This is a genomic window from Arcicella sp. BE140 (assembly GCF_031456255.1).
Classification (GTDB): Bacteria; Bacteroidota; Bacteroidia; order Cytophagales; family Spirosomataceae; genus Arcicella; species Arcicella aquatica.
Window position 1 is genome coordinate 132,539 of sequence record NZ_JAVDUE010000014.1, and the last position, 19,612, is coordinate 152,150.

Annotated in this window: 17 protein-coding genes; all 17 read left to right on the forward strand. The window is 35.9% G+C overall.

Annotated elements, in window-relative coordinates; genetic code table 11:
* Nucleotides 1-3 precede the first annotated feature (3 nt).
* Nucleotides 4-3,111 (forward strand): efflux RND transporter permease subunit, encoded by a 3,108-nt coding sequence (locus J2Y60_RS18535; RefSeq protein WP_309922024.1) that lies wholly within the window; start codon nucleotides 4-6, stop codon nucleotides 3,109-3,111.
* Between the two features lie 14 nt (nucleotides 3,112-3,125).
* The gene (locus tag J2Y60_RS18540; RefSeq protein WP_309922022.1) at nucleotides 3,126-3,878 is read left to right on the forward strand and encodes a PepSY domain-containing protein; all 753 of its coding nucleotides are present in this window, start codon (nucleotides 3,126-3,128) and stop codon (nucleotides 3,876-3,878) included.
* Complete coding sequence (locus J2Y60_RS18545) at nucleotides 3,875-4,435, forward strand: DUF2911 domain-containing protein (RefSeq protein WP_309922020.1); 561 nt, start codon at nucleotides 3,875-3,877, stop codon at nucleotides 4,433-4,435. Before J2Y60_RS18540 ends, J2Y60_RS18545 begins: the two co-directional genes overlap by 4 nt.
* Nucleotides 4,436-4,582: 147 nt before the next feature.
* Nucleotides 4,583-5,647 (forward strand): DUF2231 domain-containing protein, encoded by a 1,065-nt coding sequence (locus tag J2Y60_RS18550; RefSeq protein WP_309922017.1) that lies wholly within the window; start codon nucleotides 4,583-4,585, stop codon nucleotides 5,645-5,647.
* Nucleotides 5,644-7,941, forward strand: coding sequence for a multicopper oxidase domain-containing protein (locus J2Y60_RS18555; RefSeq protein WP_309922014.1), 2,298 nt, complete (start codon nucleotides 5,644-5,646; stop codon nucleotides 7,939-7,941). The genes J2Y60_RS18550 and J2Y60_RS18555 overlap by 4 nt, the downstream gene beginning before the upstream one ends.
* A 296-nt stretch (nucleotides 7,942-8,237) precedes the next feature.
* Complete coding sequence (locus tag J2Y60_RS18560; RefSeq protein WP_309922011.1) at nucleotides 8,238-8,798, forward strand: RNA polymerase sigma factor; 561 nt, start codon at nucleotides 8,238-8,240, stop codon at nucleotides 8,796-8,798.
* Nucleotides 8,795-10,366 carry a hypothetical protein gene (locus J2Y60_RS18565; RefSeq protein ID WP_309922009.1) on the forward strand — a complete coding sequence of 524 codons (1,572 nt, stop codon included), beginning with the start codon at nucleotides 8,795-8,797 and terminating at the stop codon, nucleotides 10,364-10,366. The genes J2Y60_RS18560 and J2Y60_RS18565 overlap by 4 nt, the downstream gene beginning before the upstream one ends.
* A gap of 202 nt (nucleotides 10,367-10,568) precedes the next feature.
* Nucleotides 10,569-12,023, forward strand: coding sequence for a multicopper oxidase domain-containing protein (locus J2Y60_RS18570; RefSeq protein ID WP_309922008.1), 1,455 nt, complete (start codon nucleotides 10,569-10,571; stop codon nucleotides 12,021-12,023).
* 24 nt (nucleotides 12,024-12,047) lie between these two features.
* Nucleotides 12,048-12,488 carry a Rieske 2Fe-2S domain-containing protein gene (locus J2Y60_RS18575; protein ID WP_309922005.1) on the forward strand — a complete coding sequence of 147 codons (441 nt, stop codon included), beginning with the start codon at nucleotides 12,048-12,050 and terminating at the stop codon, nucleotides 12,486-12,488.
* A gap of 111 nt (nucleotides 12,489-12,599) precedes the next feature.
* Nucleotides 12,600-12,911 (forward strand): four-helix bundle copper-binding protein, encoded by a 312-nt coding sequence (locus J2Y60_RS18580; protein ID WP_309922002.1) that lies wholly within the window; start codon nucleotides 12,600-12,602, stop codon nucleotides 12,909-12,911.
* A 78-nt stretch (nucleotides 12,912-12,989) separates the two neighbouring features.
* Nucleotides 12,990-15,497, forward strand: coding sequence for a heavy metal translocating P-type ATPase (locus J2Y60_RS18585; RefSeq protein ID WP_309921999.1), 2,508 nt, complete (start codon nucleotides 12,990-12,992; stop codon nucleotides 15,495-15,497).
* 29 nt (nucleotides 15,498-15,526) lie between these two features.
* Nucleotides 15,527-15,979 carry a DUF3659 domain-containing protein gene (locus J2Y60_RS18590; protein ID WP_309921996.1) on the forward strand — a complete coding sequence of 151 codons (453 nt, stop codon included), beginning with the start codon at nucleotides 15,527-15,529 and terminating at the stop codon, nucleotides 15,977-15,979.
* 7 nt (nucleotides 15,980-15,986) lie between these two features.
* The gene (locus tag J2Y60_RS18595) at nucleotides 15,987-16,637 is read left to right on the forward strand and encodes a class I SAM-dependent methyltransferase (protein ID WP_309921993.1); all 651 of its coding nucleotides are present in this window, start codon (nucleotides 15,987-15,989) and stop codon (nucleotides 16,635-16,637) included.
* Nucleotides 16,634-16,795, forward strand: a complete 162-nt coding sequence (locus J2Y60_RS18600; RefSeq protein WP_309921992.1) for a hypothetical protein — start codon at nucleotides 16,634-16,636, stop codon at nucleotides 16,793-16,795. The genes J2Y60_RS18595 and J2Y60_RS18600 overlap by 4 nt, the downstream gene beginning before the upstream one ends.
* A 139-nt stretch (nucleotides 16,796-16,934) precedes the next feature.
* Nucleotides 16,935-17,645, forward strand: a complete 711-nt coding sequence (locus tag J2Y60_RS18605; RefSeq protein WP_309921990.1) for a methyltransferase — start codon at nucleotides 16,935-16,937, stop codon at nucleotides 17,643-17,645.
* Nucleotides 17,646-17,837: 192 nt separating this feature from the next.
* Nucleotides 17,838-19,094, forward strand: coding sequence for a glycosyltransferase family 87 protein (locus tag J2Y60_RS18610; RefSeq protein WP_309921987.1), 1,257 nt, complete (start codon nucleotides 17,838-17,840; stop codon nucleotides 19,092-19,094).
* A 226-nt stretch (nucleotides 19,095-19,320) separates the two neighbouring features.
* Nucleotides 19,321-19,458, forward strand: a complete 138-nt coding sequence (locus tag J2Y60_RS18615; RefSeq protein WP_309921985.1) for a hypothetical protein — start codon at nucleotides 19,321-19,323, stop codon at nucleotides 19,456-19,458.
* Nucleotides 19,459-19,612: the final 154 nt, after the last annotated feature.

Here is a 19,612-nt window from a genome sequence, read left to right on the forward strand (position 1 = left end):
AAAATGCTTAATAAACTCATTCAATTCTCCCTTCATAACCGCTTATTTGTGGTGGCTTTTGCCGCTTTGATTATGGTTTATGGAGTCGTTACGATTATTAATTTGCCCGTTGATGTACTGCCCGACTTAAACCGTCCGAGGGTAACTATTTTCTTGGAATCTAACGGGTTAGCTCCCGAAGAAATAGAAACCCAAGTGATTTTACCCGTAGAAACTTCTTTGAATGGGGCTCCTGGGGTTGAAGTCGTGAGAAGTAGTGCGGCAATTGGTATCGGAATGGTGTTTGTTGAGTTTGATTGGAAAACAGACGTGTATCGTGCAAGGCAGTTGGTGGCTGAAAAATTACAGACTGTCCAACTGCCCAACGGTATTACGCCCGTGATGGGTCCGATAAGTTCGGTCATGGGACAAATTATGTTGATTGGGGTGAGTAGCGATACCACCAGCCCTGCTGATTTACGCACCCTTGCGGATTTTACGATTCGTAGAAGATTAATGAGTATCAAAGGGGTGTCGCAAGTAATTCCCATCGGTGGGGAACGTAAGCAATATCAAATCTTAATTTCGAGCGACAAATTAAGACAATATAACCTCTCCGTTGATGATATTGATAATGCTCTACTACTCACCAATCAGAATACAACGGGTAATTTTTTCAATCGTTTTGGCTCTGAGGTACTTATCAGAAACGTAGGTAGAGCCAATACCTTAGCGGATTTAGCCCAAACCGTAGTAGGCAACAAAGACGGTTTACCCGTGATACTTTCGCAAGTGGCAGACGTGAAATTTGGTTCAGCCCTCAAACGGGGTGATGCCAGTATTAATGCCAAACCTGCTGTAATTTTAACGGTTGAAAAACAACCAGGTGCCAATACCGTTCAACTAACCGATGAAGTTGAAAAAGCTCTTTTAGAATTACAAACCACTTTGCCGAAGGACGTAAAATTAAATTCAAAGATTTTCCAGCAAAAAAACTTTATTGTCAATTCGTTAAAAAACGTAGAAGAAGCCCTCAGAGACGGTTTTATTCTCGTAGTTATTATTTTATTTTTATTTTTACTAAATTTCCGCACCACCATTATTACGCTAACCGCCATTCCTTTATCGTTGGTGATTTCGGCAATTATTTTCAAAGCTTTTGATATTTCCATTAACACCCTTACGCTTGGAGGATTAGCGATTGCCATTGGTGAATTGGTGGATGATGCCATCGTGGACGTAGAAAACGTCTTCCGAAGATTGAAAGAAAATAGCCTTTCCCCAACGCCACAACCTATCTTACAAGTTATTTACCACGCCAGTTCTGAGGTCAGAAACTCCATTGTTTACGCTACTATCATTGTTGTATTAGTGTTTTTGCCTTTGTTTTATATGCAAGGAATCGAAGGCAAAATCTTTGCTCCTTTGGGCATTGCCTATATCACTTCTATTGTTGCATCGTTGGTGGTTTCGCTTACGCTTACCCCCGCTTTGTGTAGTTATTTGTTGAATAATGTTAAAACTCACGAAGAAAAAGACAGTATTTTAGTTCGTTTTCTGAAACGCCAAGATACTAAACTCCTGCATTGGGGTTTGGCAAGACCTAAATTTATTATTGGCGTTGCCGTATTGTTAATTGTGGCAGCCGCTGGCATTGTTCCCTTTTTCGGAACGGAATTTCTACCACCTTTCAACGAAGGCTCATTCACGATAAATTTCTCCACCCCTGCGGGAACGTCCTTGGAAGAAAGTAATCGCATTGGAACGATGGGCGAAAAATTGATGCTTAGAGTGCCAGAAGTGGAATACGTAAGTCGCAGAACGGGACGGGCAGAATTGGATGAACACGTTGAACCCGTCAGTAATTCAGAAATTGAAGTAGAATTAAAAGATAATAATAAACGTACCAGAGACGAAATTTTGGCGGATATTAGAAAGGAATTGACCATTTTGAAAGGGGTTTCGGTAAACGTTGGACAACCCATTTCCCACCGACTTGATCATTTGCTTTCGGGGGTTCGTTCACAAGTTGCCATCAAATTATTTGGACCAGACTTGAATGATTTACGGTTAAATGCAGGAAAAATTAAGCAAGTGGTGAGTAGTGTTCAGGGAGCAGTTGATGTGCAAATTGAAAAACAAGTGCTTGTTCCTCAATTACTTATCAAAGTCAATCGAGAGGCTTTGCAGCGTTACGGCATTCAAGCGGGGAAGGTTTCTGAAATCTTGGAAACTTTTTACAACGGTAAAGTTGAAGGGCAAATTTTGGATGGTCAAAAAACCTTTGATATACTCCTCAGAACCACCGATGAAGAACGAAGCAATATTGAGAAAATTAGAAATACGCAAGTCAGTACGGCTAACGGAAACACCATTCCACTTTATCAAATTGCCAATATTGAAGCGACCAATGCCATCAATTCGATTTACCACGAAAATACCCAGCGAAGAATCGTAATTTCTTGCAATGTTCAAGGACGGGATTTAGGAAGTACGGTAAAAGAAATTCAAGCAAAAATTGGTAAAGAAGTAAAACTACCATCGGGTTTTTATGTGCAGTACGGCGGACAATTTGAGAGCCAACAAGAAGCCTCTAAGCTCATTGGTTTGCTGAGTATTTTTGCTTTGGCGGGTATATTTTTGGTGCTTTACAGTCATTTCAAATCTTCCCGAATTGTTTTACAAATTATGCTAAATGTGCCATTGGCGTTGATTGGTAGCGTTATTGCCGTAATCTTAACGGGCGGAACGTTCTCTATTGCTACATTGGTAGGTTTTATTACCCTCACGGGAATTGCCTCACGAAACGGCATTATGATGATTTCGCATTACATTCATTTGATTGAGCAAGAAGGTGAAACGTTTTCGGCTCACATGATTATTCGAGGTTCGTTGGAAAGACTCGTCCCCGTTTTAATGACTGCCTTAGTAGCAGCTTTGGCATTGATTCCGCTCACCTTAGACGCTCAGGCATCGGGTAAAGAAATATTATATCCCGTGGCAACGGTCATTTTGGGAGGATTAATTTCGAGTACCCTTTTAGACATGATTGTTACGCCCGTGGTATTTTATCAATTTGGCGAAAAGGCATTGGAAACCTATTTCAAGAATAAAAAACAACAAGAATTTTAACCACAAGATTGATAATGAAAAAAGTAGAACTTCATCGAAAAGTCAGAAAAACGCATCGTTGGTTAGGGCTAATCTTAGGAATCCAGTTTTTATTTTGGACGATTGGCGGTTTGTATTTCAGTTGGTCGAACATGGATGAAGTACACAGCGACCACCAAAAGGCTCATATCCATCCGCTTGCGGCAGATATTCAATTGGTTAGTCCCCAAGAAATTATCCAAAAAATCAAGCAAAAAGACAGTATTACTTCCGTTTATGACATTCGATTGATTCAGATTTTGGATAAGCCCGTTTATCAAATTACTTATTCAAAAGGGCATAATGATAGAAAAAAAATACAGTTAGCGGATGCAAACACAGGAGAATTACGCAATACACTTTCTAAAAAAGAAGCCGTTGAAATAGCTCAAAAAGCCTTTTCTGATAATGCCAAAGTCAAACAAATCGAATACTTAACCACCACCAATGGACACCACGAATACCGTGAACAACCTTTGCCAGCTTTCGCCATCACTTTTGAACACCCTTCTAATACAACGGTTTACGTGAGTTCAGCCTTGGGAACGGTTCAGAAATTCAGAAATAACAAATGGCGAATCTTTGATTTCTTGTGGATGATGCACACGATGGATTACCAAACCCGTGATAATCTTTCCAATTGGTTACTCAGAGCCTTTTCCATTTTTGGCTTATTTACCATTAGTTCAGGCTTTATTTTATTTTTTGTTAGTAGAAAAAATCAATCAAATAAATTGGTTAAATCATGAAAAAAATTATTGTATTAAACTTCCTTTTGGCACTTTCTGCCAGTGTTTTTGCTCAACACGAAAACCATCAACCCAAAGCCGATACCAGTAAAACGGATGTAAAACCCAAAAGCCCTAAAATGACGGCAATGGCAATGGTGGGCGATAACCACGTTCATATTGATTACGGTTCGCCGAGTGTGAGAGGGCGTAATATTTGGAATGGTTTAGTTGCCTATAACCAAGTGTGGTCATCGGGAGCTCACAAAGCTACGTGGATAGAATTTGGGAAAGATGTAGTAATTGAAGGAAAACAAATTCCCAAAGGCAAATACGGATTTTTCACCATTCCAGACAAAGAAACGTGGACGTTAATTTTGAGTAAAACATGGGATATGCACTTAGCCGATGATTACAAACCCGAAAATGACATCATCCGAATCAATGTAAAACCTGTCAAAAGTGAAGAATTAGTTGAAGCCCTCACGTATGAAGTTTTACAGACCAAAACCAATGAAGGCAAGATAAAATTAAGTTGGGAATATTTGAGTGTCGAGCTTCCATTTAAGAATAAATAAGAATTACATACAATTGCAACGGAATTTACTATAAACAGTAAGTCTATTTAGTTCAAATCTGGATAAGATTTTCAAATGTTTAACTATTATTTTTTATAGCACAAAAAATAATAGTTGAGAAAATTTTATCACTAAAATCATAAATATATGTTTAAAGACTTTCCATCGCTCCATCCATTAGTAATACATTTTCCTGTGGTGCTAATTCTTATTTCAGTTGCTTTTCAGGCAATAGCAGTTTGGAATCCAAACTGGACACAAATTCGTTGGGCAACTTTACTACTCATGGCAGGTGGTTTCTTTTCTTCATTATTAGCCAGCACACTTTTCCATGCCATGATAACTCCCAATGCCCCTAAATTAGCATTAGAAACTTTTGCTAATCATGAAGAATTTGCACAATATACCCTTTGGACATCTGGGATTGTTTTGCTCTTGAAAATAGTAGGTATTTTTTACATAACTAATCGAAGGTCTTTTGAAATTTTAATTTTTGTTGGAGCAATTATAACAGCCATCTTTCTCTCAATTACTGGACATCATGGTGCGAGGCTTACGCACGTTTATGGAGTAGGTCCACAAGGTAAATACCTAATGGAAGAGCATGAGCATGGTGGAAGCAATGGAATGATGGATAATATGAAGGAAGGGGGTCTTGATAGTATGTCATCAATGAAAAACCATAATGAAAAAACTTCACTTTCTGACTCAAATAGCAAAATGCCAGAAATGGATAATATGCCAAATATGAAACTTAAACAAAGTGACAAAAACGGCAATCAAAAACTTGATATGAAGGGTATGGATATGGGAAAGGACAAGCAAAACATGAAAAGTATGGATATGGGAAAGGACAAGCAAAACATGAAAAGTATGGACATGGGAAAGGACAAGCAAAATATGAAGGGTATGAACATGGGAAAAGACAAGCAGCAGGATATGAAAGGTATGGATATGGGAAAGGACAAGCAGCAGGATATGAAAGGTATGGATATGGGAAAGGACAAACAAGACCAAGACATGAAAGGTATGGATATGGGAAAGGGCAAACAAGACCAAGACATGAAAGGTATGGATATGGGGAAAGATAAGCAGCAGGATATGAAAGGTATGGATATGGGAAACATGAAAATGCCTACAAAAAACCAAATGGATACAATTACTTTTCCAGACAATAATCCTTTGAAGAAGAAGAAACCTAATATACAATGAAAAAGATACTATTTATACTTTTGCCATTTTTGAGCAATGCACAAGTAAAGCATTCTATGCAGATGGATATGCCTAAAAATATAATTATTCAAAAAACAACCCCGTATAACACACCTTTGAAATCATTGGTTTCAACTGTCAATAGCTACAAAGGCAAAAAAGTGGAATATGATTTATATGTTAATGATACCATCGTAAACTATACGGGTAAAAACCGAAAAGCGATTGCAATAAATGGAAGTATTCCAGCCCCAACCTTAGAATTTACTGAGGGTGATACAGCTATCATTCATGTTCACAACCGTATGCACATGGAAACATCAATTCATTGGCATGGGTTGTTATTACCCAATAAAGAAGATGGTGTTCCATACCTCACTACCTCACCTGTTGAAGCAGGCGAAACATACACTTTTACTTTTCCAATCATTCAAAGTGGCACTTATTGGTATCATTCGCACACTATGCTGCAAGAACAAAATGGGCTGTACGGTTCAATAGTAATACATTCTGCAAAGCCAGAACCAAAATTGAAAGAATATGTAATGCTATTGTCAGATTGGACGGATGAAAAACCCGAACAAGCTTTAAGGTATTTGAAGAGAGGTGGAGAGTGGTATGCCATAAAAAAGGGAGCGTTACAAAGTTATGGTGAGGCTATTGCTGCGGGGTACTTTAAAGACAAAGTAAAGCAAGAATGGCAACGAATGACACCAATGGATGTATCTGATGTTTATTATAATAAATTTTTAATGAATGGTAAAGAAAAAAGTGAGTTTAAAGACGCAAAACCTGGGGAAATAATTCGACTTAGAATTATAAATGGTTCAGCATCAACTTATTTTAATCTGCAATATGGGAATAGTTATATGCGTATAATTGCAGCCGATGGTGTGAATGTCAGTCCAGTATCTGTCAATAAATTAGAAATTGCTATTGCGGAAACCTACGATGTATTGATTACCGTTCCAGAGAACGGGAAAGCAGAATTGAGAGCTACTTCTTGGGATATAACAGGCTATTCATCAGGATATTTTGGTACAGGAGCAGTCATTAGTGCTCCTGAAATTCCCAAACTTAATTATTTTAAAATGATGCGAGAGATGGGGGACATGAATATGAATGGAATGAACATGAATAGTATGAAAGGAATGAAGATGAACGGCATGAAAGGAATGGAAATGAAGGGAGATTCAAATTCTAACAAGATGGATATGAATAAAATGGACGGAATGAATATGAAGGGAGATTCAAATTCTAACAAGATGAATATGAATAAAATGGACGGAATGGATATGGGTCAAATGGATATGCCCAGCGAATTTAATTATGATATGTTGCGTTCAATTACTCCAACTACCTTAGATTCAAACTTAATACCCAGAGAAGTAAAATTAAAACTTACTGGAAATATGCTTCGATACATTTGGTCATTTGATGATAAAACTCTATCAAATTCAGACAAAATTCTTATTCGTAAAGGGGAGAAAGTTCGATTTGTGTTACAAAATACCACAATGATGCGACACCCAATGCACTTACACGGACATTATTTTCGCTTCATTAATGCCCAAGGGGAATATGCTCCATTGAAACATACCTTTGATATTAAACCAATGGAAACCATAACAATTGAGTTTGAAGCTAATGAAGAAAAGGATTGGTTTTTTCATTGTCATATTCTCTATCACATGATGAGTGGTATGGCTCGAATAGTGAGTTATGAAGGGATTGAGCAAAATCAATTTGCCAAAACAAATTACAAAAAATTAAAAAAAGAAGATAACGCCCTCTATCCTTGGTACGACTTATCGGTACACTCACAAGGAGCTTGGCTGAGTGGTAATGTTTCCAACAATAAAAATGCCTTAGAATTTGAAGGACGGGTAAGTTGGGATGGTAATTTTGAAACGGAAACTCATTTACTCAGATATATTGATAAAAGACAATTTTTGGCGTTTTATATTGGATATGATACCCGAGCAAATAAAACATTACCGCTTTATAATGAATCTAATACGAAAGACAATCGAAATGTTTTTGATGCAGGGGTCTATTATTTGTTACCTATGTTGGTTCGTTCAGAATGGCGAATAGACCACACAGGAAAGGTTCGCCTTCAATTAGAGAGAAGAGATTTACCATTAAGTAATAATTTTTTCTTCGATTGGCGAGTCAATACTGATAAAGAATATACCGTTGGTTTTAGGTATATGGTAGCAAAACCAATCTCAATAAGTACCAATTATGATAGCGATTACAAATGGGGAGTTGGATTAACGTGGCATTATTAAAAATAATGAACTAAGTTTTCCATGAACCATATACAAATGAGGTTTATAATTGGTACAATCAAAACGCAAAACTCACATGAACATTTATAAAATTTTGGCTTAATTAAGGCTTAATTGATTCTTGTTAATTTATTTTTATTCATCACCCCACCAAATCAAATTTTAAATTGTCTTGGTATGGAAATCAATAAATTTAAACCAAACTCAATCATGCAAAAATTACAGTTTTCAATTATGGCTATCTTACCTCAATTAGTTAAGATTAAGTAAAAAAGCAACAATTAATACGGTTAAACTTGCAAGAGAACCAACTTATAAAATCCTGTCTAAAAGGAGAATCATCCGCTTATAATGCCTTGTACGCACAATACGCCCCTAAAATGTTGGTTGTGTGTTCTCGTTATGTGAGTGATTTTGATGATGCCCAAGACCTTATGCAAGAGGGATTTATTAAGGTTTTTGAAGAATTACATCGTTTCAGAAATGAAGGTTCTTTGGAAGGGTGGATTCGGAGAATTATGGTAAATTCCGCCTTGAATCATTACAAAAAATATAGTAGTATTAGATATCAAACTGAGGATATTAGTCAATTGAAGTACGATGTTCCAGATGATGGATTTGTGGATGTAGAGAGTCAATTAAATAATAAGGAATTATTAAATTTAGTACAAAAATTGCCCCCAATTTACAGAATGGTTTTTAACTTGTATGTGTTTGAAGGTTATAAACACCAAGAAATTGCCAAACAATTAGGTATAGGAGAAGGTACTTCAAAATCTAATTTACAGGATGCCCGTAGGATATTACAACAGAAAATCACCGCCATCAACAAAGAAGCTAAAACTCGTTTAACATGAACGAAAATCAAAGACATAACATAGACGAGACTTTTCGTAAAAAGATTGAAGAAATGTCTCTGCAAGCACCATCGCCCAATCTGGACAGTGTACGTGCCAACGTTTTGCAAAAAACGCTTCAAATCTCTCAGTTTCAAAACCGATGGCTCAAAGGTTCATTGGCAACCATGATTATGTTATTAGGCGGTTGTGTATATTTTTTAATGTATAAACAAGACGATACTAATAAAATATTGAACCATGAAAAAATTATTAAAGTTTACAAAACCGATACAGTTTACATTACAAAATATCAAACGAAAATTATTAAAGTACCCCTTTTGATTTATCCAAAAAAAGAATCAAAAAATCGTAATCAGTATACTACCAATATTCAACCAAATTCTGTAATAAATGATAAGACTTTTACCAATAGATTACCCTTTGAAAATACAACTTTATCAAACGATAATAGTACAATAAATCAAAACCACAAATACTTATCATTGAGTGAAGGAAAAAATAATCAAATCATTGATAATCAAGGAATTGAAAATAATTCAAGCCCTGTAATTATTATAGATAAAAAAGATAAAAGTATTTTTACAAAAACAGAAATCGGAAAATATATTCCTGAAAATAATACAAATATTCTGAATGCTAATGTTGAAAATATCAACAAAAAACAGATAGAACAATTACTAACTTACGATTTTTTAAAATCAAAACCCTACCATTCAGATATTGTTTGGGAAATCCCTTTATTGAAATATAAATCACCCGTAAAAACAACGACAAAACCACAAAAAATCACGATTCCATTCATGGATAGATTGACTTTGGGTGTCTATTATTCACCAGAGCATAATACAGAGGATATTCGTAAAGATAATATTCAAGCATTTGCGTTGGGAAACGAAAGCATCGGTAGTTGTTCAAGTTTGGGAGTAAGGCTTGGATTGAAGGTTAGTAAAAAGGTGTCTATTATAGCGGGAATAGAAACACAAAATATGAATTTTGCTCATAATGGTTCAAGTACCACGAAAGAATCAATTACTGCCATTGGAGGGGTTGATGGGAAACCTATTTTTTTAAGAAATACCGTATTTGGGGTTGCTCAAATTCCCGTTTCCGAAATGACTTCAAATCCAAAAGTTGGAAGCGAAATTCTCGTAGAAAGAGAAAGTGGACATTTTAAGCAAACGCTCAAAATACCAATCTTATTAAAATACCAGTTTTATGAGCGAATCCTTCGAGGATTTGGTTGGCGAGGTGCAGGAATAAATCTTTACGCCATCGGTGGGGGGTATTATGCTCTGCCTACTAAACAACAAATAATGATTGAAGTTAATGAGCCCAATGGAAAAGATTATTACACAACCCTAAATAGTTTCAGTAATACAAACACTTTTACAGGATTAAATGTCGGCATAGGGGCTGAATTAATTTATGGGAAAGCATTTCAACTTTTTGTAGAACCATCCTATCATTCAACGTTTACCAGTATTGTAAATGATATGCCAATCAGAACTTATGTGAATGGTATGGGCATGAAATTTGGGGTTAATTATCAGTTTTCAAAGAAATAGTTTTATACAAATATTTTTATAATCAGTCAATTAACTCATTTTTCAGAAAATATCATTTGTGAAAATTGAGTTTTTTTATGCCCTCACCCCACGCTTTTTATAAAAATATTGTCTTGTTTCCGATATATATTAATCAAAAAAAACCTTTGAAAAATGTAGGGTAAAAGGTAATAAGTTTTTAAACAGTAGATTAACACAGAAAATGAACAGAAATGAATTTCTTAAAAATTTGGGCTTCGGCACAGTTGCATTAATTGCTGGTGAAAGCCTTTTATCTTCTTGCATGGGCGGAATGGACATGGGAGAGTCCGTTGCTCCAATCGTTTCCGATGGTGTGTTTATCAACGCTCTGAAAATCCCTGAAACCATATCAGGAACAAGCCCATTGATTGCCCAAAGTGTTCAAGATGAATTACTTACGGGTAAGCGAGTAATGGTTCAAAGTTATCGAAATAGTATTTTAGGACCAACTTTTAGGGTTCAATCAGGTTCAAACGTGAGCATTGCTTTTCAAAATAAAATGTCGGAACATTCAAACGTGCATTGGCACGGCTTGATTGTACCCGCCAATATGGACGGACATCCTGATCAAATGGTAATGCCCAATGAGAATTTTAGTTATCAATTCCCAATTAATCAACAGGCAGGGACAAATTGGTATCATCCCCACATTCATAAACTAACGGGTAAACAAGTAATGCAGGGCATGGCAGGACTATTTATCGTGGAAAGTCCCGAAGAAAAAGCCTTAAATCTGCCGAGTGGTAATTATGAAGTTCCTTTAATTATTCAAGATAAAAGGTTGAATACGGACGGCAGTATCAAATATAATCCAACGATGATGGAAGTGATGTCGGGATATATGGGTGAAACTGTTTTGGTAAATGGTACAACCAAACCTTATCTGAACGTAGCAACTCGTTTTTACCGATTCAGGGTTTTGAACGGGTCTTCGGCTCGAATTTATAACTTGGCATTGAGCAACAAAGCGGATTTTTACATTATTGGTTCAGACAGCGGTATTTTGCCACAACCTGAAAAGGTAAAAAATCTGATGTTAAGTTCGGGAGAGAGAGCCGATATTTTGATTGACTTTTCGAGTTTAAAAACAGGGGAACAAGTTTATTTGGTCAATGAAACTTTCTCCACCATGGGAACTTCACAAGGGGCGGATTCCTTTAAAATCCTTGATTTTGTCGTAAAAAATCAAGAAACCGATACTTTCAAAATGCCTACTTCTTTGATTCCTGTCCCTAAAATTACTGGTTCAACCAAGACCAGAAAATTTGTTTTAACAGGGGATATGATGGCAATGAGTGGTGGTATGCACAAAATAAACGGTAAAGTCTATGACGGTAATCGTATAGATGAAACCGTGAGTATGGGAGCAATTGAGACATGGGAATTTGATAATTCAACGGGAGATGAAGCCCACCCCATGCACATACACGGTGTTGAATTTCAAGTTGTTTCACGCTCAGGCGGACGAAATACCATTTTGCCACAAGAAAAAGGTTGGAAAGATACCGTTTTGGTTGCTCCAAATGAAAAAGTACAGGTTATTATGAAATTTGGACAATTAGGAAAGTTCGTTTTTCACTGTCATAACCTTGAACACGGAGACGATGGAATGATGCTGAATTTTGAAGTAAAATAAAAATCCAATAAAACATTCAAGAAAATGGAAATAACAAATCAAATTTCACGTAAGGACTTCTTAAAAAATCTTGGTCTTGGAAGTGCAGCCCTTTGGGCGGTTTATTGCACGGGTACACTTACTTCGTGCAAAAATGAAACTGCGGTAGTTCCAGATGTTTCCCAATTCAGTTTAAATCTTGAAGATGCAGCTAATGCTAATTTAAAAACAAACGGGGGCTACGTTATCAAAAATGATGTTGTAATTGCTAAGACTATGACAGGAACTTATGTAGCTGTAACGTTGATTTGTAGTCATTTACAATTTAAACAAATTACTTTCACAAAAAACAATGAATTTTACTGCACTGCTCATGAGGCAAGATATGATACGATGGGAAAAGGGTTAAATCAAAATGGAAGTAATGGCTTAAAGACCTATCCAACAATGTTGATGGATGCAGGTAAAACTTTAATGGTCGGATAAACAAACAGAAAATTATATAAAATTCATCACGAATTGTGTAACAAATAAAGTGCTGATTTTCAGAACTCTATATCATAGAAACTAATCTATGAAATGTAAACAATTTAAAAGATGAAAAATTCAAAAGTATGTATTGATGCCTGTTTAGCCTGTATGGTTGAATGTGAAAAATGTGCCGCCATGTGTCTGACAATGGCAGGGCATGAAGAATGTGTAAAATTATGTCGTGATTGTGCCGACATCTGTGATTTGTGTGCCAAGCTATGTGCCAGAGATTCAAAATTTGCGGACGCTCTTTGTGCCTTGTGTGTGCAAAGTTGCGAGGCTTGTGCAGAAGAATGTGAGAAACACGCAGACCATATGGCTTGTTGCAAGACCTGTGCAGAAGCGTGTAGAAAATGTGCAGAAGCCTGTAAAATGTAAAAGTTGAATTCCAAAAATGACATAATTATTGGCTCAACGACAAAATAGCTATGTCATTTTTGATTAAATAATTTAAAAATGACACATACTTATCAAGTATCAGGAATGAGTTGCGATGGATGCCGCACTAAGGTAGAAAAAACGCTCAATCAAATAGAAGGATTGTCTGTCGCAGTAACGTTGAATCCACCAATGGCAACTATTACGATGCAACAACATATTGCTACTGACAAGCTGCAATCGGCACTTTCTAAGGTAGGAAACTATGTTATTGCGGATGCTCATGGTTCAGAAATGAATTCTCACCATGAGATGAAATATGAATCTAAACAAGCCGAGGCGGTAACGCCAATGGCAAATGGAACGGGTAAATTCTATTGCCCGATGCACTGCGAAGGGGAAAAAATGTATGATAAAGCGGGAGATTGCCCGGTTTGTGGAATGCACTTGGTTCAAGAACAAACAATTGCCCCAAAAGCACAATATACTTGCCCAATGCACCCCGAAATTATTAGAGATGTCGCTGGTTCTTGTCCAATTTGTGGGATGAATTTAGTGCCGATGCAACCGAGTGATAGCGATGAAAATAAGGTGTACAACGAGTTATGGAAGAAAATGAAAGTAGCCATAATTTTCACTGTTCCCGTCTTTTTGATTGCGATGGTTTCCATGATTCCTAATAATCCGTTAATGAAAATTATGGATATGCAAAAGTGGAATTATGTGCAGTTTGTTCTAACGTTGCCAGTAGTTTTTTATGCTTGTTGGATGTTTTTTGTGAGAGCTTGGAAATCAATTATTACGTGGAATCTCAATATGTTTACGCTCGTAGGAATTGGTACGGGCGTAGCATTTTTGTTCAGTATTATCGGAATGTTATTCCCAAATCTATTCCCAAATGAGTTCAAAAGCATGGATGGAACGGTTTCCCTGTACTTTGAGGCTACCGCCGTCATTTTGACCTTAGTTTTATTGGGGCAATTATTGGAAGCAAAAGCCCATAGCCAAACCAGTGGAGCCATCAGAGAATTACTGAAATTAGCCCCTACCGAAGCCACCTTGATTAAAGATGGAAACGACAGTATTATTTCCATTCACGACATTAAAAAAGGCGATTTATTACGGGTAAAACCAGGCGATAAAATCCCCGTGGATGGCAAAATTTCTGAGGGTGAAGGTAACATTGATGAATCCATGATTACGGGTGAGCCAATTCCAGTAGATAAGATGGAGGGTGATTCTGTCAGTTCAGGAACGATAAATGGCAATAAATCTTTTGTGATGATAGCGGAGAAAGTAGGGACTGAAACCCTACTTTCTCAAATCGTGCAGATGGTTAATAATGCCAGTCGTTCCAAAGCACCCATCCAGAAATTAGCGGATAATATTGCTAAATATTTTGTTCCAGTTGTGGTCATTATTTCCATCATTACCTTCGTGGTTTGGGCAAAATTTGGACCAGAACCCGCTTTGGTTTACGGTTTTATAAATGCCATTGCAGTCTTGATTATTGCTTGTCCGTGTGCGTTGGGATTGGCAACACCCATGTCTGTCATGGTGGGCGTTGGCAAGGGTGCAACCTCGGGCGTTTTGATAAAAAATGCCGAAGCCTTAGAGCGTTTGAATAAAGTAAATGTCTTAATTACCGACAAAACAGGCACCATTACCGAAGGAAAATCTACCGTTGAAAAAGTATTTTCGAGTGAAAATAAGGAGACAGAAATCCTGCAAAATATCGCTTCTTTGAATCAATATAGCGAACATCCCTTAGCGGAAGCCGTAGTAAAATATGCCAAAACCAAGAATATTTCTTTGGTAAATGTGAAGGATTTTGAGGCTATTTCGGGCAAAGGCGTTATCGGAACGGTAAATAGTAATAAAGTTGCTTTGGGTAATAAAAAGCTAATGGAGCAAGTAGGGGCAGTAATTCCCGCAGATATTGAACAGAAAATTATTACTGAACAGAAATTAGGTAAAACGGTTTCTTACATTTCAGTTAGCGGAAATGTGGTGGGTTTTGTCTCAATTTCTGATGCCATCAAAGCTACCAGTAAAGATGCCATTCAGGAATTAATGCAACAAGGCGTTGAAGTGATTATGATGACAGGTGATAACGAAAATACGGCAAAAGCGGTAGCAACGGAATTGCATTTGAGTTCCTACAAAGCGGGTTGTTTGCCAGAGGATAAATTGAAGGAAATTGTACGATTGCAAGCTGAGGGAAAAATAGTGGCAATGGCGGGTGACGGTATAAATGATGCTCCCGCTTTGGCACAAGCTGACATTGGAATTGCGATGGGAACAGGAACGGATGTGGCAATTGAAAGTGCCAAGATTACACTCGTAAAAGGAGATTTACAAGGCATCGTGAAAGCTAAAAAATTGAGCCATGCTGTGATGAAAAATATCAAGCAAAATCTATTTTTTGCCTTTATTTATAATGTGTTGGGCGTTCCAATTGCCGCAGGAGTTTTATATCCATTTTTTGGCATTTTACTTTCTCCTATGATTGCTGCCTTAGCAATGAGTTTTAGTTCAGTGTCCGTGATTTTAAATGCTTTGAGATTAAAAAGTTTGAAAATTTAACCAAATGTGGCGACGTAACGCAAAAATTTATGAAAAAATCAATCGCAATTATCGCCTTATTTTTTATCGCTTCTTTAAGCGTGTTTGCCCAAAAAGCAACGCCAATGGTGGACTACAAAGGGCATATTTTGAATGGAAAAAACCAAATCGGAAGCATTACCTCAGAAGGAGGATTCGACCAAGCGGGGAAATCAATGACTAAGGTGGACGGGAAAGGAAATATCGTAGATTCAGATGGAAAGGTAATTGGAACAGCCCCTAAAAATGGAACATTTGTCTATTATTTCAAGGATAATCAAGATAAATATACCGTTGGAAAAGCGAACCATTCGGGAATGTGCGAAGTAAAAAATGCCAAAGGTGAAACCGTTATGCTATTACACAATAATTATAAACAGCAAGGAGCTTGTGCGGTTCATTGTCTATATGAAAACCACTGTATGCCCGAAAGCGACATGAATAAAACTGACCATAAACATTGAGACTAAAATGCAAGATAAACCATTTATTCCAGCGTTAGGATATGATTTTTTGACAAACTATTATGACCTAACCATCAGTCTGACGATGCCCGAAAAGAGAATTCGTGAAACATTAATCAATGAAATTAACCCTCAAAAAAACGAAAATATTTTAGAATTTGGCTTTGGTACGGGGCAAAATTTAATACAACTAAAAACCAAAAATCCTTCAATACAGCTTTCTGGGCTGGATATTGACCCAAAAGTAAATGAAATTACCGAACGTAAATTAACAAATCAACAGTTAAAAGTCGCATTGAATTTGTATGATGGGGGAAATTTTCCTTATCAAGATGCTCAATTTGATAAAGTATATAGTTGTTTGGTGTTTCATCAATTGGATGCTGATACAAAATGGTTTTGTCTAAAAGAAATTTACAGGGTTTTGAAACCAAATGGAACACTCATTATTGCAGATTGGGGAAAAGCTCAAAACTGGCTCATGCGTTTTACTTTTGGCTTTGTTCAATTACTGGACGGATTCAAAACGACCAATGATAATGTGAAAGGAAAAATACCCGATTTTATTAAAGAAGTTGGTTTCAAAGAAATCACGATTTTACAATCAATTAATACCATGTTAGGTACATTTTCTTATTTCAAAGCAAAAAAAAGATGAAAAATAACTGGTTGAGTATTTCTGATAAAGCATTGGATAATCTTTTCAGAAACGCATTAAAAAGAAGTAAAATTCCTTTTGATGAGATTGCTTGGATTAAAATGAAAATAAAGCTGAATAATTATTCTTACAATCAACAACAAATCTCAGAAATATGAAATTCTTAAAATGGGTATTCAAAAAATTATTCATTAAAAAGTGCTGTCATTGATTTGAATGTTTTATCTCATTCAGCTATCGCACAAAACGATAACATTCTATTATTAAATCCCCACCCTTAAAATAGTCTCAATTAAAATGAAAACTTTTAGAAAGTTAGTACACACCGTACTTTCAATGTCTGGTTTTGTCCCAGAAAATATGAATCCTGTGAGATTCACTTTCATGATTAGCTCATTCCTCTTGACAACCTTCGTTCTGCCAGATTACAAAAGGTTAGATTATGCCATTATCTACTTTATGTGTGGCACAAGTGCCTACGTTCTTTTCGTTTTCAGTGTTCTTCGTGAGAATGGGCTTCGGTTAAAATTGATAGAGAAATTTGGCGAAAGAAAAGCATATCTACATTACGAAGCTATACTTGGATTTTTATTCTTTCACAATAGCGTTGCTTTAACTTTTATGAGCCAGACCACATCTTATAATATTTTTTGGGCTACGATTCCTGAACTGATTATTCTAATACTTTCGGGGATATTATTCATCGTGGGTATGGTTGTAAAAATTTGGTCAGCTTATGTGGTTGGTACTCCAATTTATTATTGGAAAGATATGTTTTTAGGGAGAAAGGTTTGTGAATTTGTGGAAACAGGACCTTATAAATATCTCACAAATCCCATGTATGGTATTGGGCAAATTCAGGTTTATGCCGTTGCAATTTATTATGGTTCAACGCATGGGTTATTATTTGGGGTAATTAATCAAGCACTTGTTTTCGTATTTTATTTTTTAGTCGAGAAGCCATTTATTTATAGAACCTATTTACAGCCCAAAGAGGTAGAAGTATGAAAAAAATAGTTGAATATGTATTCATTCCTAACCTTTGAGGAATGGATGCCTATTAACATTTTTTTTCCATTTCAAAAAATTGTGGCATTGACAACCTTAGAGAAGGATGAATTTGTACAAATTTATCTTTCTCTTTCTATTATCTGATAAAACGCTGATAAACTAACCATATTTTTAAACTTCAAAGCAATCATGAATTCAACTCTACTTTTTATCAAAAAAAAGTGGTATTTTTTTCTTCTATTTCTTATTTTAGCTATTATTATCTCAATAAAGGAATCACGTACAGAAGATATACATGGCGACCCTTACATATTCTGGGCTGTTGGGAAAAAATTTATTTTAGGACAGCATTTATATGAGATTATCCCAGGAACGCAGGAATATTTATACCCACCTGTGGCAGCTTTAATTTTCCAATTATTGGCATTAATGCCTTTCCCACTTGCGGTAGGTGTATTTACTTTTTTTAATTTCACGGCTTGGTTATTATTGATTATTCTGACTTATCGAATTCTCGAAATATATTTTCCTAATGACAAACTCAAATTAGCCTTAACCATTGGAATTATAACTACTATCAGATACTTTTGGCATAATATCATTTGGGTGAATGTCAATGAGTTAGTCGCTTTGATGAGTGTCGCAGGATTATATTTTTATCTCAAAAATAATGTAAATTTTGGTTTAGCCTTATTAACATTAGCGATGTGGACGAAGGTTATGCCATTGTTAATTATTATTGTTCTTTTTATTCGTCGTCCAGTTCATACATTTATTTCCGTGCTTGGGTATAGCGTAGCTTTGCTCATAATTATCATAGGGTTTAGAGGAATAAGTCTGGGAATACAAGACTATTTTGATTTTTGGAATATAGCTTTTAAACCATTTTTGTTAGAAGGAAAAGTATATACACTTTGGATTGCTTTTGGGATTTCGGCAACACTTTCTAAACTCTTAATGACTCATCCTGATTTGAATGGGATTCATTATAACATTGCTGAATTATCGCCAAATTTGGTTGGAAAAATCAGCCTCATTGTACGATTAATTATTTTGGGAATAACATATTTTTTCGTTTTTAAAACACGTAAACAAATTCAGATTCCTTTATTAAGCATTATAGTGATATATTTAACAATTCTATTAGTGTCGGGTGTATCGTGGGAAGGTCATCATGTAGTATTGTTATTGCCAATTGTGGGGTTATACCAAATTTTGACAATTGAGCGTAAAAGAAAACTCCGTAATGTGCTAATTGTCAGCGGAATAATTGTAGGCTTTGCCACCAGTGATATTGTAGGAACGAATATATCAAACTATTTGCAGGCATTTAGTTTAATTACCTATTTTGTTTTATTTCTGTATATAGTCTGTGTTTGGTTGGGGTATTCTTATTTGAAACGTATTTCTTTTGTGGCAATAACTCTACTTAATAAAAACGAATGATACAAATATGAAATTCCTAAAATGGTTATTCAAAAAATTATTCATTAAAAAGTGCTGTCAATGATTTTTTTTTAATAACAAACTTGTCTATTAAAATAAAGATTTTTAGCCCTTCTAAGTGTTCAAAATACTTGGGAGGGCTTTTGTTGCCCTAAAAAAGATTAAGAATATTTGGATTTTTTGATTAGATTTAAAGAAATATTTTGTTTACTCAAAAATCAAAAAAATGAAAGCACAAAAACAACATTGGGAAAATGTTTATCAAACTAAAACCTTTGAAAATGTGAGTTGGTTTCAACCCGTTCCCGAAACATCTATTCGTTTTTTTGAAGAAATGAATTTACCTAAAATGCTCAAATTATAGACGTTGGGGCAGGTGAAAGCCATTTTGTAGATTATTTATTGAAGAATGGCTACACAAATCGAGGTTCTCATAACATTTGTGCGAAAATTTACGGTTTTCAACTATTTCATTAGTTACAATACACCTTCTTTTGCTTTATTATAAACCTGAAAAG

Bases quoted from the DNA above. Each gene is read 5' to 3' on its own strand.
- J2Y60_RS18535 (WP_309922024.1), top strand. From the start codon at position 4: ATGCTTAATAAACTCATTCAATTCTCCCTTCATAACCGCTTATTTGTG.
- J2Y60_RS18540 (WP_309922022.1), top strand. From the start codon at position 3,126: ATGAAAAAAGTAGAACTTCATCGAAAAGTCAGAAAAACGCATCGTTGG.
- J2Y60_RS18545 (WP_309922020.1), top strand. From the start codon at position 3,875: ATGAAAAAAATTATTGTATTAAACTTCCTTTTGGCACTTTCTGCCAGT.
- J2Y60_RS18550 (WP_309922017.1), top strand. From the start codon at position 4,583: ATGTTTAAAGACTTTCCATCGCTCCATCCATTAGTAATACATTTTCCT.
- J2Y60_RS18555 (WP_309922014.1), top strand. From the start codon at position 5,644: ATGAAAAAGATACTATTTATACTTTTGCCATTTTTGAGCAATGCACAA.
- J2Y60_RS18565 (WP_309922009.1), top strand. From the start codon at position 8,795: ATGAACGAAAATCAAAGACATAACATAGACGAGACTTTTCGTAAAAAG.
- J2Y60_RS18570 (WP_309922008.1), top strand. From the start codon at position 10,569: ATGAACAGAAATGAATTTCTTAAAAATTTGGGCTTCGGCACAGTTGCA.
- J2Y60_RS18575 (WP_309922005.1), top strand. From the start codon at position 12,048: ATGGAAATAACAAATCAAATTTCACGTAAGGACTTCTTAAAAAATCTT.
- J2Y60_RS18580 (WP_309922002.1), top strand. From the start codon at position 12,600: ATGAAAAATTCAAAAGTATGTATTGATGCCTGTTTAGCCTGTATGGTT.
- J2Y60_RS18585 (WP_309921999.1), top strand. From the start codon at position 12,990: ATGACACATACTTATCAAGTATCAGGAATGAGTTGCGATGGATGCCGC.
- J2Y60_RS18590 (WP_309921996.1), top strand. From the start codon at position 15,527: ATGAAAAAATCAATCGCAATTATCGCCTTATTTTTTATCGCTTCTTTA.
- J2Y60_RS18595 (WP_309921993.1), top strand. From the start codon at position 15,987: ATGCAAGATAAACCATTTATTCCAGCGTTAGGATATGATTTTTTGACA.
- J2Y60_RS18600 (WP_309921992.1), top strand. From the start codon at position 16,634: ATGAAAAATAACTGGTTGAGTATTTCTGATAAAGCATTGGATAATCTT.
- J2Y60_RS18605 (WP_309921990.1), top strand. From the start codon at position 16,935: ATGAAAACTTTTAGAAAGTTAGTACACACCGTACTTTCAATGTCTGGT.
- J2Y60_RS18610 (WP_309921987.1), top strand. From the start codon at position 17,838: ATGAATTCAACTCTACTTTTTATCAAAAAAAAGTGGTATTTTTTTCTT.
- J2Y60_RS18615 (WP_309921985.1), top strand. From the start codon at position 19,321: ATGAAAGCACAAAAACAACATTGGGAAAATGTTTATCAAACTAAAACC.